This window comes from Gordonia sp. NPDC003424 (genome assembly GCF_053588655.1).
This window is the reverse complement of sequence record NZ_JBSFQJ010000018.1, coordinates 74,518-98,076: the sequence shown is the minus strand read 5'-3', so window position 1 is coordinate 98,076 and position 23,559 is coordinate 74,518. Positions and strand designations below refer to the sequence as shown.

The following is a 23,559-nucleotide window of genomic DNA, read 5'->3' as shown; positions in this document are numbered from 1 at the left end:
CGACCCGCGGATGTTCCGCGTATCGCGGCGGAATTCATGGGCAATACTGGAAGTCATGGCACCGGGTGACAACGTCGACGACGATTTTCGGCTGCGGGTGGTCACCGAGTCGATCCGACTGTTCGCGGAGAACGGCTACGAGTCGACGACGGTCGAGCAGATCGCGTCGGCGGCCGGGATCTCGCGGCGGACGTTCTTCCGGCAGTTCGGGTCCAAGGAAGACGTGATCTTCGCCGACCACGAGGCACTGTTGCACCAGGTGGACGTTCAGCTCGCCGGCGATTCGGGAGACCCGTGGGTCGCGGTGTGTGCCGCTGCGGAGCTGGTCTTCACCCATTTCTTCGCCATCCGGGAGCTGGCCGTGCGGCGCTTGCGGGTGGTCGGCCAGGTGCCGGCGCTGCGCGATCGGGAACTCGTCACCACCTACCGCTACCAGCGGCGTTTCGAGGACTTCCTGCGTGAGGTGCTGCCGGGCGAGTCCCGGGTGCGGATCGTCGGATTCGCGGCGGCCGTCACGGGCGTGCACAACTACCTGCTGCGATCGATGATTCGCGGCGACGAGGACGCCACGCTGGACCGGCTGCGTGCTGAGCTCGAGCATGTCCGTTCGGCACTGCGTGCCACCGATGCTCCCAACGCCGCAGGGAGGCCGGTGACGGCGGTGGCCGTCGTGACGTATTCGCTGGACACGCCGCCGGAAGAAGTGGGGCGGCTCGTTGGCGAACAACTCCGCGCGGAGCGGCGAGAGCAGGGACACTGAAGGGGTACCTGACGAGACCGATATTGACATGGCACTGAGTGCCGTGGTGAACTGTCCTGGTCGACGAAACTGGCACGCAGTGTCGTGAAGGAGTGATAATGGGCTTCGGTAATCCTGATTTCAACGTGTTCGAGCTTCCCGAGGAGCATGTGGCGCTCCGCGAGGCGATCCGCGCGCTCTCCGAAAAGGAGATCGAGCCGTATGCCGCCGACGTGGACGAGAAGTCCCGGTTCCCCCAGGAGGCTCTCGACGCGCTCGTCGCGTCCGGCTTCAACGCGATCCACGTGCCCGACGAGTACGACGGCCAGGGAGCCGACTCGGTCGCCGCGTGCATCGTGATCGAGGAGGTCGCCCGGGTGTGTGCGTCGTCGTCGCTGATCCCCGCGGTCAACAAGCTCGGCACCATGGGCCTGATCCTGAACGGCTCCGACGAACTCAAGAAGCAGGTGCTGCCGTCCATCGCGGCGGGTGAGGCGATGGCGTCGTATGCGCTCTCCGAGCGCGAGGCCGGCTCCGACGCCGCGGCGATGAAGACCCGCGCCCGCAAGGACGGCAGCAACTGGGTGCTCAACGGCTCCAAGTGCTGGATCACCAACGGCGGCAAGTCTTCCTGGTACACCGTGATGGCCGTGACCGATCCGGAGAAGGGCGCCAACGGCATCTCCGCGTTCATGGTGCACAAGGACGACCCCGGCTTCACCGTCGGCCCGCTCGAGAAGAAGCTCGGCATCAAGGGATCGCCCACGGCGGAGCTGTACTTCGAGGAGTGCACCATCCCCGAGGACCGCATCATCGGCGACGAGGGCACCGGCTTCAAGACCGCCCTGCAGACGCTGGATCACACGCGCCCGACCATCGGCGCACAGGCCGTCGGCATCGCCCAGGGCGCACTCGACAAGTCCATCGCATATGTCAAGGAGCGCAAGCAGTTCGGCAAGCCGATCGCCGCGTTCCAGGGTGTGGAGTTCATGATCGCCGACATGGCGATGAAGGTCGAGGCCGCCCGGCTGATGGTCTACACCTCGGCCGCCCGCGCCGAGCGCGGCGAGAAGAACCTCGGCTTCATCTCCTCGGCGTCGAAGTGCTTCGCCTCCGACGTCGCCATGGAGGTCACCACCGACGCCGTGCAGCTGTTCGGCGGCGCCGGCTACACCCGCGACTTCCCTGTCGAGCGCATGATGCGCGACGCCAAGATCACCCAGATCTACGAGGGCACCAACCAGATTCAGCGCGTCGTGATGTCGCGCGCGCTGCTGCGCTGACACCCGTCGAGTGGGCGCCCATCTCCGTCGAGTGGGCGCCCATCGGCGTTCAGTGGGCGCCCATCTCTGTCGAGCGGGCGCCCATCGGCGTTCAGTGGGCGCCCATTTGCGTTGAGTGGGCGCCCATCTCTGTCGAGTGGGCGCCCATCGCATTTGCGTTGAGTGGGTACTGTTTTCGGTCGGCTGGGCGCTCTCGCCGCCAACGGGCGGGAGTCAGTCGTGTCGCTGCCGAGTTATTGCCGCAGACCCCTGCCGGGAACCGTCGGCCGCTCTGCTGCGTCCTAAAGCCATGGCAATCGACGACCTCGCCCTACCTCAAACGATTCGGCGCAGTGAGGCGCTCGCGGGCTTGGGGCTGACGCCCGAGCAGTTCGCGGCCGAGTTCCGCCTCCTCCGCGACAACGTGCATCTCAGCCGCGGCCAGCTGATGTCGGCTCAGGAGCGCATCATCGCTATCGTGGATCACGCCCAGGGAAACCCGGTAATCTCCGGGGAAGCGGCGCTGATCATGTACGGAAGCCGTTGGCACACAGATGATTTCACGATCGAGTTGATCCGGGGAACCTCTGCCTCCGGCCGTCGGGCGCGAGGCACGGTGACTCGTCGCGTCGACCTCGCGCCGTCGGAGGTGACAGAAATTCGCGGGAGACGTGTCACCGCACCGATCCGAACGGCCTTTGACCTTGGCCGCAAGCGGTCACGGACACGCGCCCTTGGTCATCTCGACGCACTCGATGCCGTGACGCCGCTCGACCGCGACGAACTCATGCGGTTTGCGTTGGAGCACAAGCGGTCCCGGTACATCACCGTCCTGCGGGAGCTCGTCCCTCTGATCGACGGGCGGTCGGAGTCGCCGCGGGAAAGCGCTCTGCGCCTCTTCATGCATGACTCCGGCCTCCCCAAGCCCGACCTCCAGGTCGAAGTGTGTGACGAGTGGGGATCGGTGTTTGCACGATGTGACCTCGCGTACAAGGAGGCGAAGATCGACATCGAGTACGACGGTGAGGATTACCACTCGACGCCGGAACAGGTCGCTCACGACGAAGCGCGTGACGAGCAGTTGGGCCTCCTGGGCTGGAAGGTGATCCGAGTGACCGCGAAACGATTGCGCGAGGAACCGTGGAAGGTTCTCAAAGAGATCAGGGACGCACTGCATGCCCGCGGTTTCTACTACTGCTGACGCCCAGTCGACGGGGAGGGCGCCCAGTCGACGGGGGAGGGCGCCCAGTCGACGGGGGAGGGCGCCCAGTCGACGGAGGGGGGCGCTCAGTCGACTGGGAAGGGCGCCCAGTCGATCGTCAGGCGTAGGCCGGACGGAACTCCAGTCGCGCACCCTGCTTCCGTGCGGCGTCGCGGAAGTCCTTGAGCGCCCGCGGCATATGGAATCCGTTGGTCACGATCAGCGCGCCGGTGGCACCCATCGCCTTCAGCATGCCGACGGTGTACGTCGCGTTCTGCACGGTGCTCAGGGATCGGCCCTCATTGACCATCTGCCACATCGGAATCCCGCGGCGCAACAGTCCCAGATTCATGAACTGCGCCTCGGAAACCGGCAGCCACCAGGTGTTCCCGCCGGACACGATCATCCGGTTGAACGGATGGGAGAACGCCAGGCGGGCGGCCCTGTTCAGCCGCTGTTCGAGGATGGCTGGGCTCTGGCCGAAGGTACCCATCTTGGCGCCGAGCACCACGATGTAGCGCTGGCCCGGGCTCTGCCACAAGAAGAGGCTGTCCGGCGACAGGAGGTCGGAACTTCCGCCGGAACTACCGAAATCGGTGCTGCCCGTACTGCCGGTGTCCGCGCGGGCCGGCGCAACGACGACGGCCGCAACTGCGACGACGGCCGCGATAAGCGTGAGGACCCTGAGGCGCATGTGACTGAGTGTACCCAGAGTTTTTCCCAAGACTAACGTAATCGGCCGAATTTACGTCCTCGACACGCCGATCCGGTGCCGTCAAGCTCAGGTCAGTGCGACGTACTTCACCGACAGATAGTCTTCGATGCCCTCACTGCCGCCCTCGCGGCCGATGCCCGACTGCTTCACCCCGCCGAACGGGGCGGCGGTGTCGGAGATGACACCGCGGTTGACGCCGACCATCCCGGAATCCAGACCGGCGGCCACCCGCATGCAGCGTTCGAGGTCACGGCTGTAGAAGTAGGCCGCCAGCCCGTACTCGGTCGAGTTCGCGGCCTTGAGCGCATCGGCCTCCGATTCGAACGAGCTGACTACCGCCACCGGGCCGAAGATCTCTTCGCGGGTGATCGATGCGTACGGGTCGACCTGGTCGAGCACCGTCGCCGGGTAGAAGAAACCCTTGCCCTCGGGCGCCTTGCCGCCGAGACGGACGCGTGCGCCGTCGGCGATCGCGCCGTCGACGAGCTCGGCGACCTTGTCACGTTGCTTCGCGCTGACGAGCGGTCCCAGGGTGACGCCCTGCTCGTAGCCTGGGCCGAGGCGCATCGCCGCCATCTTCTCCGTCAGCTTTGTGGTGAATTCTTCTGCGACACTTGACTGGACGAGGAACCGGTTGGCGGCCGTGCAGGCCTCGCCGCCGTTGCGCATCTTCGCCGCGAACGCCCCGTCGACCGCGGCGTCGACATCGGCGTCGTCGAACACGAGGAACGGAGCGTTGCCGCCGAGCTCCATCGACGTGCGCTGGACCCGTTCTGCCGCCTGGCCCAACAGGATTCGACCGACCGGCGTGGAACCGGTGAAGCTGATCTTGCGGATCCGGTCGTCGGTGATGATGGCGGTGCTGACCTCGCCGGACTTCCTGGTCGGCAGCACCGACAGCACGCCGGGTGGCAGCCCGGCCTCGGCGAACGACTCGGCCAGTGCGAGCATGGTCAACGGGGTCTCGTGCGCCGGCTTGACGAGCATGACGTTGCCGGCGGCGAGCGCGGGCCCGATCTTCCGAGTCCCCATGGCGAGCGGGAAGTTCCATGGCGTGATGGCCAGCGCCGGACCAACCGGACCGTGCGACACCAGGATTCGACCGTTGCCCGCCGGCGCGGTGGTGAACCGGCCACTGATCCGGACGGCCTCCTCGGCAAACCAGCGCAGGAACTCGGTGCCGTACTTGGTTTCTGCGGCACTGTCGGGAAGAGCGCGGCCGAGTTCGAGGGTCATCAGCATGGCGAGTTCGTCGGCGCGGTCGGTGAGCAGCTCGAAGGTGCGGCGCAGGATCTCACTCCGTTCCCGCGGGGCGGTCGCCGCCCAGTCGTCGGCGACGGCGACCGCCTTGTCGAGCGCGGTGCGGGCATCCTCGACCGTTGCATCCGCCACCGAGACAAGGGGTTCCTCGGTGGCGGGGTCGTACACGGTGAAGGTGGCGCCAGAGGATGACGGAGTGGATTCGCCGTTGATCCAGAGCCCGGTGGGGATGCCGTCGAGGACGGCTTGTGGGTCGAGGACGTCGGTCTTGGTACTCATGAGATCGCTTTCTCGGGTAGGGGTTACGGGTGCTCGACGCACGTCAGCCGTCGTGATGGCATTCGTGCGACCCGGGGGAGGGCTCGACGTCGAGCGCCGGGTTGCGGTCGAAGAATCCGAACGGTTTGAGCCAGAACGAGACTGTGTCGGCGGGCATCACCGGCCAGTCTTCGGGGCGGGTGATGTGATGGATACCGAAGGTGTACCACACGACGACGTCGGTGTTCTCGATCGGCCGGTTGGCCTTCGTCCATTCACCGAGCCCGGTGTCGCGTTCCGACTGATTGACGAATTCACCTGCCGGCCAGCGCTCATCGGGGTGATTGGGTGTGACCCAGACGGTGTGACCGATGACCGTGGCGCGCTGGAAGATCGGCGACGCCGGGTCGAACATCGCCGGGAATGCGCCGGTCGGCACCAGTTTGTAGGCCGGGTGCAGGCCCAGCGGGGTGGTCTTGTTGGTGTTGACCACCTTCCATGTGCGCTGCGTCGCGAAGTTCATGTCCTGCTTGCCCTGCGACTCGGTGCGCAGCGCGGTGTTCTCTTGCACCAGGGACAGGCCGAGGGGATTGCCCGGCCCCATCGGTTCGGCCACCGTCTCCGAGGCGAACACCGTGTTGTCGGTGCCGTCGATGTCGAGGTCGAGTCGGGCCACCAGAAAGTGTTGGTGGAATGGGGCATACGTCCGGTTGTCGACTGTCGTACCATGTGGATTCGACGTATGCCCGGGTGGCATCGGGGTGGTGACCATGATGCCGGTCGCCCGCACCTCGCACTCGATGTTCCCGTCCTGGTAGAACCGCCAGTAGACCAGATATTCGTAATTGGCCACGGTCACATGGGAACTCACCGTGAGTCGACGCATCCGGCGGACTTCCGCACCCGCGTCGTGGTCGACGTGTTTCCACAGCACCGCGTTGTCCTCTTCGTGGATGCAGATCGCGTTGCTGATCGTGTACGGTTCGCCGGCGCTGTTGTGCAGCACGGCATCCAGATAGCGGATCTCGCCGAGGCAGTCGCAGCCCAGCTCGAGCGAGGTGGTCATGAAGCCGAGGCCCCACTCGCCGATGTCGAAAGCGGTGCGCCGATAATGGTCCTCGGAGTGGTCACGGTAGGGCACCACCATCTCGGCGAACGAGAGACGATGTGCCACCGACCGTTCCACGCCGCCGTCGGCATAGGTGATGGCGTGCAGCGTCATTCCCTCGCGGTAGTTGAAGCCGACCCGCACCGACCAGTTCTGCCAGCTGACCTTGTTGCCCTCGATGGTGAACGACGGGCCCTCGGGCTGGGTGATCTCCAGCGGCTTCAGTGGTGGCCGGCGGAACGTCTGCCGAATCCGCTCCGGAATATGCCGCGGCACATACTCGCCCATGACCTCGGGCTGCTCGAACCCGCCGGAGTCCTCGATGCGCAGCAGTTCCATCGTGTTGACGTCGATCACGCAGTGCAGTCCCGCAACGGGATTGGCGTACGGGTTGGATCCGTCGGCGTCCTTGACCCAGGTGTCCGACCAGCCGAGGCGGCGTCCCGTGAACTCGGCGGGAATCACCGCTCCGCCGTAGGTCCAGGTGTCCATGAACACCTTGTCCAGGTCGGTGATACCGCGGCGGGCCAGGGCGGCCTGAACGTCGGGATGCGCGCGCAGTACGCGGTCGCACTCCTCGAATTCGTCGACGGTGAAGTTGGCCTGCACGTCCGGGATGTGCTCGAACGTCTCGACCACGCCGTCGGTCAGCGAGACGAAAGACTTGTACGTGCGGTTCTCGCCGGTGTCGAGACAGATCACGACGGCGCGGCGCGGTGGTACCGTGCCGTCGGCGTCGAAGGCCGCCAGCTGCGGTTTGCCCGGCTCGGCGAGTTCGATGGACGCGATCCGCCAGCCGTCGCCGACCCCCTGCTCGGCACTGAGGAGCGCGGTGACGGCGCGGAACTCGTCGGCCTTCAGCGGATCGAGCGGATGGGCGAATTCGGTTGCCGGGAGGGCTGTATCGGTCATCGGTTGCGTCTCCTCACGCCGAGATCGCGTCGGCGAGGATGTCGAGGCCCTCGGTGAGGAGGCCGTCGTCGATCACCAACGGTGGTAGTAGTCGCAGGATATTGCCGTAGGTGCCGCAGGTCAGCGCGATCACGCCCTGTGAGAAGGCGTAGACGGCAGCGGCTTTCGCGCGTTCGGCATCGGGCTCGGTGGTACCGGGGGTGACCAGTTCGACGGCGATCATGCCGCCGCGGCCCCGGATCTCGCCGATCGGATTCTTGTCGCCGAGGGATTCGGCGGTGGCCGTGAGCTTTTCGACGATGACCTCACCGATGTGCTTGGCGCGGTGGGCAAGATCCAGTTCGGTCATCTGGTCGATCGCGGCCAGCGCCGCGGCACACGCCACCGGGTTGCCGCCGTAGGTGCCGCCCAACCCGCCGACATGCACCGCGTCCATCAGGTCGGCGCGACCGGTGACGGCGGCCAGTGGCATGCCGCCGGCGATACCCTTGGCCATGGTGATGATGTCGGGCACCACCTTCTCGTGTTCGCACGCGAACCATGTTCCGGTTCGACAGAATCCGGCCTGCACCTCGTCGGCGATGAACACGACGTCGTTCTCGTGACACCAGTCGGCCAGGGTGGGCAGGAATCCCGGTGCGGGAACGATGAATCCGCCTTCACCCTGGATCGGTTCGATGATCACCGCGGCGACCGCGTCGGCGCAGATCTGCTTGTCGATCATCGAGATCGCCTGCTTGGCCGCGGCGACTCCGTCGACGCCGAAGGAGTCGCGGAACGGGTAGCTCATCGGCATCCGGTACACCTCGGGTGCGAAGGGCCCGAAATTGTGCTTGTACGGCATCGATTTGGCGGTCAGCGCCATCGTCAGGTTGGTACGCCCGTGGTAGGCGTGGTCGAAGGCGACCACCGCATCGCGCCCGGTCGCCAGCCGCGCGATTTTCACCGCGTTCTCCACCGCCTCGGCTCCGGAGTTGACCAGCATCGTGCGCTTCTCGTGGTCGCCGGGCGTGAGCTCGTTGAGCTTTTCCGCCACCGCGACGTAGCCCTCGTAGGGGGTGACCATGAAACAGGTGTGCGTGAAGTGATGGGCTTGGTCCGCAACGGCCTGGGCGACCGCCGGATTGCAGGCACCGACGGTGGTCACCGCGATGCCCGAACCGAGGTCGATGAGCGAGTTGCCGTCGACGTCGACGATCACACCGCCGTCGGCATCGACCGCGTAGACCGGTGCGCTCGAACCGATCGCTGTCGACACCGCCGCTCGTCGGCGGACGCCCAACTCGGTCGACCGCGGACCCGGCAACTCGGTGACCAGGTTGCGCTTCTGCGGTAGACGATAGGTGATGGTGCTCATCGCGGTTCTCCTCACTCGACGCTGTCCCCAGTCTTCGCCTTCGCGCGGGGAGACGAGACCTGCCAACATGTCCACAGGTGACGCGATACCGCTCCACCGTGTCCAACCGTGCGTAGTCTGGGCGGTGTGACGACCGTGCGCTGGCTGCTGGCCCAGCGAAGCCTCGAGCTGACGCTGTGCGGCGGTGCGGCGGGTCTCGACCGGACCCTGGATTGTGCCGTGTCCTCCGAACTGGTCAATGCGGGTGACTGGCTGGTCGGCGGTGAGGTCGTGCTGACCACCGGTTTGCGTTTGCCGGCTGACCCGGACACAGGGCGACGCTACCTGGCCGATCTCGATGCCGCGGGGGTGGCGGCGGTCGGTTTCGGCGTCGGTTTCGGGTTCGACGAGGTGCCGTCGGAGATGGCCGAGGTCGCCGACCGGCTCGGGGTGCCGCTCTTCCGGGTGCCTGCGCCGGTCCCGTTCTCCGCGATCAGCCGCGCGGTGCTCGATCAGATCGCCGCGCAACGATCCTCGCGGCTGGTCGCGGCGACCAAGGCGCAACCGCGGATGACCCGTGCCGCCGCGTCCGGTGGGTCGGCGGCCCTGGTCCGCGAGCTCGCCGAGGCGATTGGTCAGGATGTGGTGCTGCTCGACACCGGTCTCGCCGTGGTCGCCGCGGCGCCGCGTCCGGTCGCCGCCGCCGAGCTCAATCGCGTGCGCGACCTGGTCGTGCGGGACCCGGCATCCGCGGGCGCGGTATGGATGACCGGCGACGCGACGATGACGGTCGCACGTGTCGGCGCCGGCGGACGCACCTTCGGGCACCTCGGGATCGTCGGATCGGTGGCACTCGACGACATCGCGCGCATGCTGATCGGACACGCCACCTCGCTGCTCGCCATCGAACACGCCAAACCGCGGCAGGTGTCCCGCGACCTGGCCGACCTGCAGGCCGACACTCTCGCGCTGGCGATCGGCGAGGCGCGCGGGCCGGGCCTGCGGCGCATCCTGGAACGCGGAGCCGATCCGGCCGGTCGCGTCCGTGCCGTCGTCTACACCTTCGCCGACGAGGAGGCCGCCACGACCGGGCGGCGACGCCTGATCGACGAACTCGAACACCGGTGGCGGTCGGTGTTCGTGCATGGCGACGGTCGTGAGGTGATCGCGCTGCTGCGCGGCGACGATCACGTCGAGTTCGCGACGAGCCTGCTGAATATGGTGAGCGCCAACGGTTCTGGTTCGGTCGCGGGTGGGATCGGGCCCGTTGTGGACGTGGACGAGCTCGCCGGGTCGGTGCGACAGGCGCGGCTCGCCGCGCGGTCGGCAGCATTCGGGCAGCTGGCCGACCTGCACGGCAGCCGCTCCCTGCTCGCCATCGATCCGGTGCGGCGTGCGTTGCACGACGCGTTCGGCGAGCGGCTCGCTCCCGTCGTGGCCCACGATGATCAGCACGGTACCGAGCTGCGGGGCAGCCTCCTCGCCTTCTTGGAGGCCAACGGCAATTGGGGCATCGCCGCGGCTGCGCAAGGCGTGCACCGACATACGTTGCGGCACCGCATCGAACGTGTCGAGGACATGCTCGGCGTCGACCTCACGGATGCGCGGACGCGAGCCGAACTGCTCCTGATGTTGTTGGGGGCCAACGCATGAGGCGATGGATAGTAGCGCTCGCGCTGTGCGTGTCGGCGCTCACCGGTTGCAGTACCGACCAGCCCGCGCAACAGAAGACGCTGGTCAACCTCGGGGACAGCTATTCGGCCGGGGCGGGAATCTATCCGCAGGTGGAGGATTCGACCGCCCAGTGTCTCCGGTCCTCACGCAACTTCGCGCACCTGCTGGCCGCGGCCAAGGGATTCCACCTCGACGACGTCAGCTGCAGCAGCGCCGATACCGCCGACTTCTTCAGCTCCCAATACTTCGGTGTGCCACCACAACTGGATGCCGTCGCCGCCGACGACTCGGTGGTGACCATGATGATCGGCGGTAACGATTCCGGTGTGTTCTCCGGCGCCATCGGAGCCTGTTCCTCGGCGGCACCCTCGGATCCGCAGGGCGCGCCGTGCCGTGCCGCCCACGGCAGCCAGTTCACCGACATCGTCGAGACCTCAACCTATCCGGCTCTGGTCAAGGCGTTCAACGCCGTTCGGGCCAAGGCGCCGAGTGCGACGGTGATCGCGGTCGGCTATCCGTGGATCGTCCCGCGCGACACCGGCTGCTACCCCGCGGTGCCCGTCGCCACCGGCGACGTGCCCTACCTGCGTGATCTGCAACGGATCCTCAACGATGCCGTCGCACGGGCGGCCGCGCAGACCGGAGTGCACTACGTGGACATGTCAACGGTGTCGGATGGCCACGACGCGTGCCAGCCGGGCGGCCAACGATGGATCGAGCCGCCGACGGGGGCTTCGGGCGCCTCACCGTGGCATCCGAACGAGGCCGGGCAGCAGGCGATCGCCGACCAGATCGCCGGGCAATTGCGTTGATTCCCAGTCGATCAGACCGCAGCCCCCACCTCACCCCGTAGTCGCGTCACCTCGGCGCGCTCGAACTCCACCTCGGGTGTGGTGACCCCGCGCGACCGGGCGAGCGCATCCGCGAGTTCGGTGGCGGCCTCGGTCACCCACCGTGCGTGCCGTCGACCTGCGCGGTCCCCGGCGTTCCCGCGGAAATGCCGGCGCTGCTTCCAATCTCCCGTGATCGCGGTGAGTTCCTCCTCGGTGAGCACACCTCCGGCGACCTCGGGCGCCAGGATGGCGCGCAGATGGTCGCGTTCGCGCCCGACCACGAGATGGAAGACCCAGATCACGATGGCCAGATACACCAGCACGACGACCATCAGTTCGACGATCTGCATCGTCTCCGACGCCGTCGGCAGCAGCGCGCCGATTGAGTCCCAGAACCAGTGCATGACCATCGGTAACACCAGGAAACCCAGTCCTCGAGCGACATTGCGCGGTTCACCGGGCCGACCGAGTAGATAGACGATGCCGGCACCGAATATCGCCGAGAACAGGATATGACCGGACAGACCGGTGAGCATCCGAAAGAGCGCGATGTTGAATCCGAGGTCGCCCGCATCCGCGCCGAAGTGTGAACCGGCGATGTTGAACGAGTACAGAACGTCCTCCACGACCTGAAAGCCCAGACCGCAGAACGCACCCACGATGAAGCCGTCGAATGCAGTACGAATCACCTTGGGCGCCAAGTAGATCAGCAGCACCACACCGAGGCCTTTCGCGAATTCCTCGGTGACGGGCGCGGTGAGGCCGGCCGACCACTCCGCGCTGAACCGTTGACCGAACGCCTTGGCGTACAGGGAGCGAATGGGATCGTTGGCATTGATGGCGATCCCCATGGTGGCTCCGATCCCGCCCCACGCCAGCGCGGCGAGGACAAGCTTGCCGGGCACCTGTGAGTACCGATCTATGTAGCGGGTGAACCACCACAGCAGCACGCCGTAAACGGTCAGCACGATCAGGGTGCTGCCCAGTTCGTCGCCGAACGCCTGCCAGGGTGCGGCGAAGATGGTGACAGTCGTGAACGCCCCGAACGCCATCAACACGAGGTAGGCCCACCAACAGAAGTTGCGTGGCTGGATGAATCGGAAGCCGGCGCCCCTTCCCGACTCCTCTATTGCCGCATACCGCGCGCGGTTCAGGTCCACGGAGTCATTCCGAGCTCCGGTGTCGTCGATATTCGTGGTCACCTCAGGCCCCCTTGATGGCGATGCTCTGGATCATCCGGGCTATCTGCTCGACGGATGCGTGTTCGTACTCCGGGGGTGCGGCCGCGACGACCTGGACTCCGAGGCCATCGGAGACGAAGGCGGCGATCGCGCCCTGGCCGGACGGCGCCTCGTATTCGGCGATGAGGCCTTCGTGGCCGTCGTCGGTCTTGATGGCCGATGCCTTGGTCCCGACATTCGGCGCGACGTCGCCGAGCGCCTCGTTGGTGCGCCGGATCTGGTCGAGCAGTTCCTCGGGCGATCCGGAGTACGGGGCCGTATGTACCTGGAAGGCGACTCCTCCGTTAGCGACCGTCGCCGTCGGGGGATATGACCCATCTGGCAGTGCTTCGCCGGTGCGCAGACCTTCGCGGACGTCCCAATCGGTGGCTGGAGTGAAGGTGACGCGGTCCCCGACGGCCATCACATCGCCCGCTCGTACCGGGTCGTCGTAGTTCACCGAACTGTCGATCATCGCCGGCACAAAGGCGAGCACCAGGCCGATGACCAGAACCACGATGCCGGGCAGGATCGTCCGGCTGTCCATGCCGAACCGTCGCTTGTCGACGGGTATCCAGGAATCGGGTGGCTCGTAGGCGGGGGCTGTCGTCGGATCTGGCCGTGTGGTCGGTGTGGACACGTATACCTCCGAACGGTGACTGGGGTTCTTACGCTAAACGAAGGGCCCGAGGTCGGCCGCCCGGGGAGTGATATCGATATCGCCTGGTTATCCCCAGGTGCCGGTTTGTCCACATTCGCCGCGTCGGCTGTACTCCCTTGTGTGCACACGCGGGGTTGCGTGCCCCGTCCCCGGGAACTCCCGCCTCAGCCTGAGAGCACACTGAACGATTTTGGCGCACGAACCGGGTTTGGAACACTGGAGGCCGTGACGCCTTCCGTTGACACCACCGCCCGGTCCGCCGAACTCTTCGCGCGAGCACAGAAGGCCACCCCGGGCGGCGTCAACTCGCCGGTCAGGGCGTTTTCCGCCGTGGGTGGCGATCCCCGTTTCATCGCATCGGCGTCGGGTTGCCAGCTGACCGATGTCGACGGCAACGACTACGTCGACCTGGTCGCTTCCTGGGGCCCGATGATCCTCGGCCACGCGCACCCCGCCGTCGTCGAGGCGGTGCAGAAGGCGGCGACGGGCGGGCTGTCCTTCGGCGCCCCGACCGAGGCCGAGATCGAACTCGCGGAGGAGATCGTCGACCGGGTCGATCCCGTCCAACAGGTACGCCTGGTGAACTCGGGTACCGAGGCGACGATGTCCGCGATCCGCCTGGCTCGCGGCTTCACCGGCCGCCCCAAGATCATCAAGTTCTCCGGCTGCTATCACGGGCACGTCGACGCCCTGCTCGCCGACGCCGGGTCAGGCGTCGCCACGCTGGGCCTGCCCACCTCGCCCGGGGTCACCGGCGCCGCCGCCCACGACACCCTGGTCGTGCCCTACAACGACCTCAAGGCCGTCGCGAAGGCGTTCGAGACCTACGGCGACGAGATCGCCGCGGTGATCACCGAGGCCGCCGCCGGCAACATGGGTGCCGTCGCCCCGCACGACGGATTCAACGCGGGCCTGCGCGAACTGACCCGTCGCCACGGCGCACTGCTGATCATCGACGAGGTCATGACCGGGTTCCGGGTCAGCCCGTCGGGCTGGTACGGCCTCGAGGGTGTCGGTGCCGACCTCTACACCTTCGGCAAGGTGATGAGTGGTGGTCTGCCCGCCGCCGCGTTCGGTGGCCGGGCCGACGTCATGGAGCGCCTCGCACCGACCGGCCCCGTGTACCAGGCTGGCACCCTGTCCGGGAATCCGGTGGCCGTCGCCGCGGGTCTGGCGACCCTGCGCCACGCCGATGCCGACGTCTACCGGACGCTCGACGCCAACGCCGACCGCCTCGCCGGGCTGCTCACCGACGCCCTCGACGCCGAGGGCGTCGGCCACCGCGTGCAACGCGCCGGCAACATGCTCAGTGTTTTCTTCACCGACCGGCCCGACACCCGGATCGACGACTACGCCGCGGTCAAAGCCACCGAGACCTGGCGTTTCGCCCCGTTCTTCCACGCCTTGCTGGACCGCGGCGTCTACCCGCCGCCGAGCGCATTCGAAGCCTGGTTTGTCTCCGCGGCGCTGGACGGGGATGCTTTCTCACGAATCGCCGATGCACTGCCCGCTGCCGCACAGGCGGCGGCAACCGCCCAGCAAAGCTGACCGGGGGAGAACTTTGACCAACACCATCGTCCACATGATGCGACACGGGGAAGTCGACAACCCCGACGGAATTCTCTACGGCCGCCTGCCCGGGTTCCGCCTCTCCGACGCCGGACGCGCCCAGGCGCAGAAGGTCGCCGACGCCCTCGCCGACCACGACATCGCCGCGGTCTTCGCATCGCCGCTGCAGCGGGCGCAGGAGACGGCGGCACCGATCGCCACCGCCCACGGCGTGTCGATCACCACCAACGACGAGCTCATCGAAGCCGACAACCGCTTCGAGGGCCTCAAGGTCGCCGTCGGCGACGGCGCACTCGCCAAGCCCCGGCACTGGACCAAGCTGCGCGACCCGTTCACCCCGTCGTGGGGCGAGCCCTACATCCAGCTCGCCCATCGCATGCTGGCCGCGGCCAACACGGCCCGCGACGCCGCCCGGGGACACGAGGCGATCTGCGTCAGCCACCAACTGCCCGTCTACACCCTGCGCCGTTTCCTGGAAGGCCAGCGGCTCTGGCACGATCCGCGTCGTCGGCAGTGCTCGCTCGCGTCGCTGACCAGCCTCATCTACGAGGGCGACGCGCTGGTCGACATCATCTACTCGGAGCCGGCGGGCCCGTCGGACCCGTTGGTCCACGGCGCGTGATCAGCCGAGCGTGACAGGGTAACGAAGGACGAACGTGCGCAAGGTTTTTCTGCTGCCGGTGGTCATACTGGCGCTCGCGGTGCTGGTCGGTGCGATCAGCGCATGCGGCACCGGCGACGACGCCGTCGCGCAGGGCGACACGTTCCAGTTCGTCTCCCCGGGTGGTCAGACCGTCATCACCTACCCGCCTGCCGACCGCAAGAAGGTCGCCGACCTGTCCGGCCCCGACCTCGTCACCGACCAGACGATCTCGTTGAGCGACCCCCGGTTCGCCGACAAGGTCGTCGTCGTCAACGTGTGGGGACGGTGGTGTGGGCCCTGCCGCGCAGAAGCCGACGACCTCGAGGAGGTCTACGCCCGGACCAAGGGCCTCGGCGTGGAGTTCCTCGGCATCAACCTGCGCGACGACCGGCAGTCGGCGCAGGACTTCGTCGCCGACCGCAAGGTCGGGTATCCGTCCATCTACGACTTCGACGGCGCCACCCTGGCCGCGCTGACCACCCCGACCGCGGTCGTTCCGACCACCGTCGTCCTGGACCGCCGGCACCGGCCGGCCGCCGTGTTCCTCAAGGCGCTCACCGCCGACGAACTCGACGCCACCGTGCGGCAGGTCGCCGCCGAGTCGGGGCCCGCCACCTCGACCGCCCCGGCAACCCCGGCGCAGGGGTGATCCGCAGCGTCATGATCGAACTCGCCCCGCAGGCCGCCATCGGCGACACCTTCGCGACCACCGTGTCGAGTGGACCGTTGCTGCTGGCCCTCGCGGCATGCGTCGTCGCCGGGTTCGTCTCCTTCGCGTCGCCGTGCGTGGTGCCGCTGGTACCCGGCTACCTGTCGTATCTCGCGGGTCTCGTCGGTGCGGAGGCGCCTGCGGTGACCGTGGGCGAGCCCGCCAAGCAGGGGCGCTCCCGAGTGGCCGTCGCGGCCGGGCTGTTCGTGCTGGGCTTCACCGTCGTGTTCGTCGCGGCCACCGCCACCGTGCTCGGCATCACCAGCACTGTGGTGGTGAATCATGAACTGCTGCAACGGATCGGTGGTGTCGTCACCATCGTGATGGGGCTGGTGTTCATCGGCCTGGTGCCGGCGATGCAGCACGAGTTCCGGTTCGCCCCGCGCCAGATGTCCAACATCGTCGGGGCGCCGCTGCTCGGTGCGGTGTTCGCGCTCGGCTGGACCCCGTGCCTGGGCCCCACCCTCGCGGCGGTCATCGCGACCGCCAGCGGCACCCAGGGCGCGACCGCCGCCAAGGGCGTTGCGCTCATCGTCGCCTACTGCCTCGGCCTGGGCATCCCGTTCGTGGTGCTCGCGTTCTCCTCGGCGTGGGCGTTGCGGAGCCTCGGCTGGCTGCGCAACCACGCGCGGACGATCCAGGTGTTCGGCGGCATCATGCTGATCGCCGTCGGCGTCGCGCTGGTCACCGGGCTGTGGGACCAGTTCATCGTGTGGGTGCGCGACGCCTTCATCACCGACACGGAGCTGCCCGTATGACCGACACCGACGTGACCGCCGCCGCCGCGGTCACCCCGCCGCCGAAGCCGCCGCGTCCACACTGGGTGTTCCGGCGGGTGCTGTGGCCGGCCCGGAACATGTGGCGGTCGCTGACGTCGATGCGCACCGCGCTCGTCCTGCTGTTCCTGCTGGCGCTCGCCGCGATCCCCGGCGCGTTGCTGCCGCAGCGCTCGCTCAACGAGCAGAAGACGCTCACCTACATCGCCGACCACGGCCGCCTCGGCGAGTTCATGGACCGCATCCAACTGTTCGACGTCTTCTCCAGCACCTGGTTCACCGCCATCTACGTGCTGCTGTTCGTGTCCCTGGTCGGGTGCCTCACTCCGCGGATGGTCGAGCACTTCCACAGTCTGCGGGCCAAGCCCGTGGCCGCGCCCCGCAATCTGGGTCGCCTGCCGCGCCACGTGGAGCATCAGGTGGAGGGTGAGCCGGAGGAGATCGCGGCGCGGATCTCGGGGAATCTGCGTGGGTGGCGGCGGGTGGTCTCGATACGCCCCTCCGCAGGCTCCGGGGCTACTCGACCAGCGGAAAGGGAACCCTCCGCGGTGTCGATACGCCCCTCCGCAGGCTCCGGGGCTACTCGACCAGCGGAAAGGGAACCCTCCGCGGTGTCGACTCGCCCCTCCGCAGGCTCCGGGGCTACTCGACCGGCGGGAGACACCGTCGTCGAGGTCTCTGCCGAAAAGGGCTACCTGCGCGAGTTCGGCAACCTCGTCTTCCACTTCGCGCTGCTCGCGCTGCTGGTGTCGATCGCGGTCGGCAAGCTGTACGGCTACGAGGGCACCCGGAGCCTCGTCGCCGACGGCGAAGAGGGCCTGTGCAACACCTCGACCGCCGTCTACGACTCGTTCCGCGCGGGCAGCCTCGTCGACGGCACCGACCTGTCGCCGTTCTGCTTCCGCGTCGACAACTTCGACGCGGAGTTCCTGCCCACCGGCCAGCCATCGATGTACACCGCGAAGGTCCGCTACACCGAGGGCGCCAAGACGACCGACCCGTCGACGTGGAACACCACCACCATCCGCGTCAACGACCCGCTGCGCATCTCCGGCGACCGCGTCTACGTCTTGGGCAACGGCTTCGCCCCGACCTTCACCGTCACCTTCCCGGACGGGAAGCAGCGCACGCAGACCGTGTTGTTCATCCCCGACGAGATGCAGACGATGCTGTCGTCGGGCGCTGCCCGCTTCGACACCCCGGCCGGTCTCTATGCCGACGAGGACCAGCGACGCAAGCACCAGATCGCGCTCGAGGGACTCTTCGCGCCGACCGCGTCGTTCCAGGGGACGCTGCTCTCCTCGTCGTCGCCGGAACCGAACGACCCCTACGTGGCGATCCGCATCTACGAGGGCGACACCGGCCTGGACACCGGCAAACCGCAGAACGCGTACTCGCTGGATCAGTCGCTGATCGAGCAGGGCCGGCTGCAGCGGCGGGCGCAGGTCAACCTTGCGCGAGGTCAGAGCCACACCTTGCCGGACGGCGTATCGGTGCGCTTCGACGGCTATCAGCGATGGGTGTCGGTGCAGGTCTCCCACGATCCGGCGCAGGTGTGGGTGCTGGTGTCGGCGATCGTCATGCTCGCCGGACTGCTCGTCTCGCTGCTGGTGCGACGGCGTCGCATCTGGGCGCGTCTGCGCTCGGTTACCGGGGAGAACGGCGAACGACGTACTGTAGTAGAAATTGCCGGCCTGGCACGCACCGATCAGGCGGGCTGGGGTGAAGGATTCGAGGAGCAGGCAGAGGCTCTGCTGGTCGATCCCGATGACCCGAGCACCGCACGTCGTCCGCGCCGGCGGCTGCGGCGACTGTAGTCGCGACCGTGCTGTGAGAAGCGAGAGGACTGCGATGAACACCGGTTCGATTCAGGTCGACGAGACGTGGGCCCGGTACTCCGACCTGCTGTTCGGTACCGCCATCACCATCTACGTGCTGGCGATGTTCCTGTTCCTCGCCGCCCTGGCGGGCGCCCGGAGTCGGCGTCTCGCGTCGTCGGAACAATTGGTCGCGGCGGGCGGCGGCTCGGTGACCACCGCCGACCGCGCACCCGGCCGGGTCAGCGAAGCACCCCGACACAGCTTCGGTGAGCGGCTCGGCAAGATGGCCTACCCGGTCGTCATCGTCGGGCTGATCGCGCAGCTCGCGTCGATCGTGCTGCGCGGCATGGCCACCGGCCGCGCCCCGTGGGGCAACATGTACGAGTTCATCTCGCTCACCTGTGCCGCGTGCGTGATCGCGGGCATCGTCGTGTTGCGCAAGCCCGAGCACCGCCCGCTGCTGACGTTCGTGCTGCTCCCGGTGACCCTGCTGATGTTCATCGCCGGCCGCTGGCTCTACACCCAGGCTGCGCCGGTCGTGCCCGCGCTGAAGTCATACTGGCTGGCCATCCACGTCTCGATCATCTCGATCTCGTCCGGTGTCCTGCTGGTGTCCGGCGTGGCCAGCGTGCTCTACCTGATCAAGATGCGGTGGGGCCGCCCGGAATCCGACGACCCGGCGGCGACCGGATCGGGTTTCATGGCCGGACTGCATCGCGTGATCGACAGGATCCCGACCGCCGACACTCTCGACCGTCTCGCCTACAAGTGCGTGGTGTTCGGCTTCCCGCTGTTCGGACTCGGCGTGATCTGCGGCGCCATCTGGGCCGAGTCCGCGTGGGGCCGGTTCTGGGGCTGGGACCCCAAGGAGACGGTGTCGTTCATCGCTTGGGTGATCTATGCCGCGTACCTGCACGCCCGTGCCACTGCCGGCTGGCGCAACACCGCTGCCGCGTGGATCAACGTCGCCGGCTTCGTGGCGCTGCTGTTCAACCTGTTCATCATCAACCTGGTGGTGTCGGGCCTGCATTCCTACGCGGGGCTCTGAGGCCGCCGACCGCCGGTTGCGCGCTATGCGGGGAGCTGTCCGCCCGGTTGTGCTTGTTGTTCGCCGCTGTCCTCGGTGCGCGCCATCGCCTGCGCCTTGACCATCTTGAGCAGCTCGATGATGACGTCGATGGTCTCTGGGCACAGTGACTGCAGGTCGATGCCGGCCAGGTGGGTTCCGGTGTCGGCGAGCAGCTGGACGTAGTCGCGTTGCTGGCGAACGCGGTCGAGATCCTCGTCGGGGTTGGAGAGGAAGTAGGTCACCGACACGTCGAATGCCCGGGCGATGGCCTCGACGGTGCGGAACGACGGCGTGCGTGCCTTGCCGGTCCGCAGCTGGGAGATGTAGGCGTCGGACAGCGTGTAACCGAGCTTGTTGGCCCGTTCGGCGATCTTCTTGCCCGTATAGGGTGCGCCGTTCTCGTCGCGCGAATGGGTGAACAGATCTCCCAGCTTGGTGGCGAAACTCGCGTCGCCTTCCGGTGTGAGCCGTGGCTGCGGTGCGTAACTCATCGGCGACCATCCCCGAATGACCCGCACATCAGATGTATTTCTCATTTCTCGATCTACCTACCACATCAAACAAGTGGAGCTTTATCACCGACAAAGATTACTGTACTTCGGCGGGGAGGGTGCGGTGGATCGGGTGCGGCGGATCGATGGTGTCGCGCACCGCAGGGGGACCGTTCATCACACGGTGGGGGATGTCGGGTCGTCAGGAGTCTTCGGCGTCAGAGCCGCCGGGACCGTTGGGTCCGCGGGTGCGCCGGTCGAGATCTCGGAGGAAGGCCGGATCGTCGTCGGGTCCGACCGGGCCGGTGGGATGGTGTCCGGTGGCTCGCGCGGCGTCGTCAGAGCTTTGTGGACCGAAAGCACGCCACAACAGAAAACCGATCGCGGCGAGGCCGATCACAGCGAACAAGAATGTCATGGCAACCTCCCGGTCACCAGCGTACGTGACGTTCTTGCTCGTTGTGGGCGCCCCGGCGACATGAGTCGGTCGGCCGTCCGACACGTCTCGATGGTGCGGGGTGCAGGGCGCCCGCCGGCGGTGTGGTGGGCGTGTGGTGGCGCGGGCCGCGAACGGCCGGAGTCGTCAGTGTGTGCGGCGGTTCAGCAGATCGACGACGTCGGATTCGCGGAACCGGCGATGACCGCCGGGCGTGCGGATCGAGCCGAGCAGGCCGGAGCTGGCCCACCGTGCGACCGTCTTGGGGTTCACGTTGAACATGGCGGCCACCTGTCCGGGCGTCAGCGTGTGCTGGCTGGCAAGTCCGGGCGTGATGAGGCCGGTGGTGGGGGAGTCGATGACAGTCACGGTCTACCTCTTTGTCGACGCCGTCGTGGCGATTGATCTGGCTGGTGAGTACAGAGATACACGCCGAGCACCCGGGTACTCGAACAGTCAGCAATTGGTAAAGAGAGTGCAAAACACCCAAACCGGACAGTCGGTGTGTGGTCTGCGGGCGCTGTCGGGTTTCGGCGGGGCAGTACCCTGGAGAGCCGTGAGTGAAGACAGCAAGGTGACCGCGGGCAGTGTCGCGGTGTCGGTGGCGCTCTATACCGTCGCCCGGCTCGTACTGGTGGTCGTGGTCGCTGCGGTGATCATGGGTGTCGCGGCCCTCGTCGGGGTCAAGGTGCCGCTCCTGGTGGCTGCGGTGTTCGGTGTGCTCATCGCGTTGCCGCTCGGCATGGTGTTGTTCAAGTCGCTGCGGCTGCGGGTCAACCGGCAGATCGCCACGCTCGACGAGGAACGCCGCAAGCGGCACGACGATCTGCAGTCGCGGTTGCGTGGCGAGTCCAACTGATCCGATGACCTCACGGCGCCCGGAGGGCAGCGAGCCGGCCGGTCTGGCGTCGACGAGGATCGTCGACCATCGCAGCGATCGAACCTGGGCCGACAACGCCGTCCGGCTGATCGAAGCCGATTCGCGACGCAGCGCCGACACACATCTCCTGCGGGTCGAACTGCCGTCGTGGTCGGCGTGGACCGACGACGACGGGAACCCGACCGGCGTCGACCTCTATCTGAAGGACGAGAGCACCCATCCCACCGGATCGCTCAAGCACCGGCTGGCGCGCTCGTTGTTCCTCTACGCGATCTGCAACGGCTGGGTGCGCGAGGGCACGACGGTGATCGAGGCGTCGTCGGGTTCCACGGCGGTGAGCGAGGCCTATTTCGCGAAGCTGATCGGCGTGCCGTTCATCGCGGTGATGACCTCGAGCACCTCGCCGTCGAAAACCGCGCTGATCGAACGTGAAGGCGGCCGTTGCCACCTCGTGGATCGGCCGGGCGACGTGTACGCCGAGGCGCTGCGTCTCGAGGCCGAACTGGGCGGGCATTTCATCGACCAGTTCACGATGGCCGAGCGTGCCACCGACTGGCGGGGCAACAACAACATCGCCGAATCGATCTTCGCGCAGATGTCCGAGGAAGATCACCCGGTGCCGACCTGGATCGTGGTGGGGGCGGGCACCGGCGGTACGTCGGCCACTCTCGGTCGCTACCTGCGCTACCGGCGCCACCCCACGTGGCTCGCCGTGGTCGACCCGGAGAACTCGGTGTTCTTGCCGGCCTATGAAAGCGCCGACGGCACAATCACATCCGACATCGGGTCGCGGATCGAGGGCATCGGCCGTCCGCGGGTGGAACCATCATTCGTGTCGCAGGTGATCGACCGGATGATCGGCGTCCCCGACGCGGCGTCGATCGCCACCGCCCGCTGCATCAGTGAGCGCCTCGGCCGGCGGGTCGGCGGGTCCACCGGGACAAACCTCTGGGGCGCACTGGGTCTCGTCGCGGAGATGGTCGCCGAGCGGCGGGCCGGGAGCGTGGTGACACTGCTGTGTGATTCGGGCGATCGGTACGGCAACACCTACTTCGACGACTCCTGGCTTGCCGCACAGGGTTTCGACCTTTCCGGGGCAACGGCGGTGCTGGAGAGGTTCTTTGAGAGTGGGATCTGGACGGCGGACTCGTCCGCTGGCTGAGCAGTCGGTGTGGTGACTTCGCCGGTTGAGCAGTCGGCGTGGTGACTTCGCTGGTTCAGCAGTCGGCGTGGTGACTTCGCTGGTTGAGCAGTCGGCGAGGCGCTAGCCGAGTCGACGTCCGTCGAAACCGGCCTGACCGTGGCCGTGGGCTTGCTCGCTGGTTGAGCAGTCGGCGAGGCGCTAGCCGAGTCGGCGTCCGTCGAAACCAGCACCGCATGGCAGTCACTCACGCATCCGACGATTTCGCGACAGGCCCGGCAGATCGTCGTATCTGCCCTCCACCAATGCCTTACGCTTCGCATGCGACCAGCCGTGCAGCTTCCTTTCGAGTGCCCACGCGTCGGCGACGAACTCGCATTCGTGGCTGTAGACCAGCGTCACCGGCAGTCGTCGCGACGTGTACGTCCCACCGAGCCCACCCTCATGCTGGGCGACGCGCGCCGTGAGGTTGCGGGTGCTGCCGACATAATAACTACCGTCGGCGCATTCGAGGATATAGACGTGTGCGGACATGCGTTGATTCTGAGGCTCGTCAGGCGGGAGCGTCGAAGTGTGTCCACAGGGGGGCTGGGTTGTGGAATTCGTTGTTGGCGCGGGGCGTTTCGACACGCGTCGGGCTCGCTGCGCTCGCTCGTCGCTGCTCTACGGGCGGGTCGCGTCGCTGCTCAACGGGCGGGTGGGGCGTTTCGACACGCGTCGGGCTCGCTGCGCTCGCTCGCCGCTGCTCAACGGGCGGGTGGGGTCGCTGCTCAACGGGCGGGTGGGGCGTTTCGACACGCGTCGGACTCGCTGCGCTCGCTCGTCGCTGCTCAACGGGCGGGTTGG

General features: G+C 67.2%; 23 protein-coding genes. 13 read left to right on the top strand and 10 right to left on the bottom strand.

Annotated features, from left to right (window positions below; genetic code table 11):
• The first annotated feature begins 55 nt into the window (after positions 1–55).
• The 3 genes from ACWDTI_RS21840 to ACWDTI_RS21830 all read left to right on the top strand — a co-directional run bounded on the left by ACWDTI_RS21840 (position 56) and on the right by ACWDTI_RS21830 (position 3,202).
• Positions 56–760: a TetR family transcriptional regulator gene (locus ACWDTI_RS21840; RefSeq protein ID WP_449740223.1), complete on the top strand. Its 705-nt coding sequence runs from the start codon at positions 56–58 to the stop codon at positions 758–760.
• A 98-nt stretch (positions 761–858) separates the two neighbouring features.
• Complete coding sequence (locus ACWDTI_RS21835) at positions 859–2,022, top strand: acyl-CoA dehydrogenase (RefSeq protein WP_449740222.1); 1,164 nt, start codon at positions 859–861, stop codon at positions 2,020–2,022.
• Between the two features lie 136 nt (positions 2,023–2,158).
• Positions 2,159–3,202, top strand: a complete 1,044-nt coding sequence (locus ACWDTI_RS21830; protein WP_449740221.1) for an endonuclease domain-containing protein — start codon at positions 2,159–2,161, stop codon at positions 3,200–3,202.
• Positions 3,203–3,320: 118 nt separating this feature from the next.
• Here ACWDTI_RS21830 and ACWDTI_RS21825 read toward each other — a convergent pair whose 3' ends face one another.
• The 4 genes from ACWDTI_RS21825 to gabT all read right to left on the bottom strand — a co-directional run bounded on the left by ACWDTI_RS21825 (position 3,321) and on the right by gabT (position 8,812).
• Positions 3,321–3,896: a YdcF family protein gene (locus tag ACWDTI_RS21825; RefSeq protein ID WP_449740220.1), complete on the bottom strand. Its 576-nt coding sequence runs from the start codon at positions 3,894–3,896 to the stop codon at positions 3,321–3,323.
• A gap of 87 nt (positions 3,897–3,983) precedes the next feature.
• Complete coding sequence (locus ACWDTI_RS21820) at positions 3,984–5,456, bottom strand: NAD-dependent succinate-semialdehyde dehydrogenase (protein ID WP_449740219.1); 1,473 nt, start codon at positions 5,454–5,456, stop codon at positions 3,984–3,986.
• Between the two features lie 43 nt (positions 5,457–5,499).
• Positions 5,500–7,455 carry a primary-amine oxidase gene (locus tag ACWDTI_RS21815; RefSeq protein WP_449740218.1) on the bottom strand — a complete coding sequence of 652 codons (1,956 nt, stop codon included), beginning with the start codon at positions 7,453–7,455 and terminating at the stop codon, positions 5,500–5,502.
• Positions 7,456–7,468: 13 nt separating this feature from the next.
• Positions 7,469–8,812 (bottom strand): 4-aminobutyrate--2-oxoglutarate transaminase, encoded by a 1,344-nt coding sequence (gene gabT, locus ACWDTI_RS21810; RefSeq protein ID WP_449740217.1) that lies wholly within the window; start codon positions 8,810–8,812, stop codon positions 7,469–7,471.
• Positions 8,813–8,938: 126 nt separating this feature from the next.
• Here gabT and ACWDTI_RS21805 point away from each other — a divergent pair, with 126 nt between their 5' ends.
• Positions 8,939–10,444, top strand: coding sequence for a PucR family transcriptional regulator (locus ACWDTI_RS21805; RefSeq protein WP_449740216.1), 1,506 nt, complete (start codon positions 8,939–8,941; stop codon positions 10,442–10,444).
• Positions 10,441–11,277 (top strand): SGNH/GDSL hydrolase family protein, encoded by an 837-nt coding sequence (locus ACWDTI_RS21800; RefSeq protein WP_449740215.1) that lies wholly within the window; start codon positions 10,441–10,443, stop codon positions 11,275–11,277. Before ACWDTI_RS21805 ends, ACWDTI_RS21800 begins: the two co-directional genes overlap by 4 nt.
• Before the next feature lie 11 nt (positions 11,278–11,288).
• On the opposite strand, the gene ACWDTI_RS21795 is transcribed toward ACWDTI_RS21800, so the two are convergent.
• The gene (locus tag ACWDTI_RS21795) at positions 11,289–12,500 is read right to left on the bottom strand and encodes a PrsW family intramembrane metalloprotease (protein WP_449740214.1); all 1,212 of its coding nucleotides are present in this window, start codon (positions 12,498–12,500) and stop codon (positions 11,289–11,291) included.
• A gap of 1 nt (position 12,501) precedes the next feature.
• The gene (locus tag ACWDTI_RS21790; protein ID WP_449740213.1) at positions 12,502–13,158 is read right to left on the bottom strand and encodes a hypothetical protein; all 657 of its coding nucleotides are present in this window, start codon (positions 13,156–13,158) and stop codon (positions 12,502–12,504) included.
• A gap of 246 nt (positions 13,159–13,404) precedes the next feature.
• On the opposite strand from ACWDTI_RS21790, the gene hemL reads away from it, so the two are divergent.
• Genes hemL through ccsB form a run of 6 tightly spaced genes read left to right on the top strand, consistent with a single transcriptional unit; the run spans position 13,405 to position 19,744 of the window.
• Entirely contained in the window at positions 13,405–14,727 is a 1,323-nt protein-coding gene (hemL, locus tag ACWDTI_RS21785; RefSeq protein ID WP_449740212.1) for a glutamate-1-semialdehyde 2,1-aminomutase, read from the top strand.
• Between the two features lie 34 nt (positions 14,728–14,761).
• Complete coding sequence (locus ACWDTI_RS21780) at positions 14,762–15,370, top strand: histidine phosphatase family protein (protein ID WP_449740245.1); 609 nt, start codon at positions 14,762–14,764, stop codon at positions 15,368–15,370.
• Between the two features lie 34 nt (positions 15,371–15,404).
• Positions 15,405–16,040, top strand: coding sequence for a TlpA disulfide reductase family protein (locus ACWDTI_RS21775; RefSeq protein WP_449740211.1), 636 nt, complete (start codon positions 15,405–15,407; stop codon positions 16,038–16,040).
• 11 nt (positions 16,041–16,051) lie between these two features.
• The gene (locus tag ACWDTI_RS21770; RefSeq protein ID WP_449740210.1) at positions 16,052–16,858 is read left to right on the top strand and encodes a cytochrome c biogenesis CcdA family protein; all 807 of its coding nucleotides are present in this window, start codon (positions 16,052–16,054) and stop codon (positions 16,856–16,858) included.
• On the top strand, positions 16,855–18,693 hold the full coding sequence (resB, locus tag ACWDTI_RS21765) for a cytochrome c biogenesis protein ResB (RefSeq protein ID WP_449740209.1): 1,839 nt from the start codon (positions 16,855–16,857) through the stop codon (positions 18,691–18,693). Before ACWDTI_RS21770 ends, resB begins: the two co-directional genes overlap by 4 nt.
• A gap of 34 nt (positions 18,694–18,727) precedes the next feature.
• Complete coding sequence (gene ccsB / locus ACWDTI_RS21760) at positions 18,728–19,744, top strand: c-type cytochrome biogenesis protein CcsB (protein WP_449740208.1); 1,017 nt, start codon at positions 18,728–18,730, stop codon at positions 19,742–19,744.
• A gap of 23 nt (positions 19,745–19,767) precedes the next feature.
• Here the strand turns inward: ccsB and ACWDTI_RS21755 are convergent, their stop codons facing one another.
• From ACWDTI_RS21755 to ACWDTI_RS21745, 3 genes are all read right to left on the bottom strand, one after another.
• Positions 19,768–20,256 carry a helix-turn-helix domain-containing protein gene (locus ACWDTI_RS21755; protein WP_449740207.1) on the bottom strand — a complete coding sequence of 163 codons (489 nt, stop codon included), beginning with the start codon at positions 20,254–20,256 and terminating at the stop codon, positions 19,768–19,770.
• A 202-nt stretch (positions 20,257–20,458) separates the two neighbouring features.
• Positions 20,459–20,674, bottom strand: coding sequence for a hypothetical protein (locus ACWDTI_RS21750; protein ID WP_449740206.1), 216 nt, complete (start codon positions 20,672–20,674; stop codon positions 20,459–20,461).
• 165 nt (positions 20,675–20,839) lie between these two features.
• On the bottom strand, positions 20,840–21,061 hold the full coding sequence (locus ACWDTI_RS21745; RefSeq protein ID WP_449740205.1) for a BldC family transcriptional regulator: 222 nt from the start codon (positions 21,059–21,061) through the stop codon (positions 20,840–20,842).
• A 187-nt stretch (positions 21,062–21,248) separates the two neighbouring features.
• Between ACWDTI_RS21745 and ACWDTI_RS21740 the strand changes: the two genes are divergently transcribed.
• Together ACWDTI_RS21740 and ACWDTI_RS21735 are read left to right on the top strand one after the other, a co-directional pair.
• Positions 21,249–21,551, top strand: a complete 303-nt coding sequence (locus ACWDTI_RS21740) for a DUF4229 domain-containing protein (protein WP_449740204.1) — start codon at positions 21,249–21,251, stop codon at positions 21,549–21,551.
• Between the two features lie 4 nt (positions 21,552–21,555).
• The gene (locus ACWDTI_RS21735) at positions 21,556–22,734 is read left to right on the top strand and encodes a PLP-dependent cysteine synthase family protein (RefSeq protein WP_449740203.1); all 1,179 of its coding nucleotides are present in this window, start codon (positions 21,556–21,558) and stop codon (positions 22,732–22,734) included.
• A 222-nt stretch (positions 22,735–22,956) separates the two neighbouring features.
• Here ACWDTI_RS21735 and ACWDTI_RS21730 read toward each other — a convergent pair whose 3' ends face one another.
• On the bottom strand, positions 22,957–23,247 hold the full coding sequence (locus tag ACWDTI_RS21730; RefSeq protein WP_449740202.1) for a GIY-YIG nuclease family protein: 291 nt from the start codon (positions 23,245–23,247) through the stop codon (positions 22,957–22,959).
• Between the last annotated feature and the right edge of the window lie 312 nt (positions 23,248–23,559).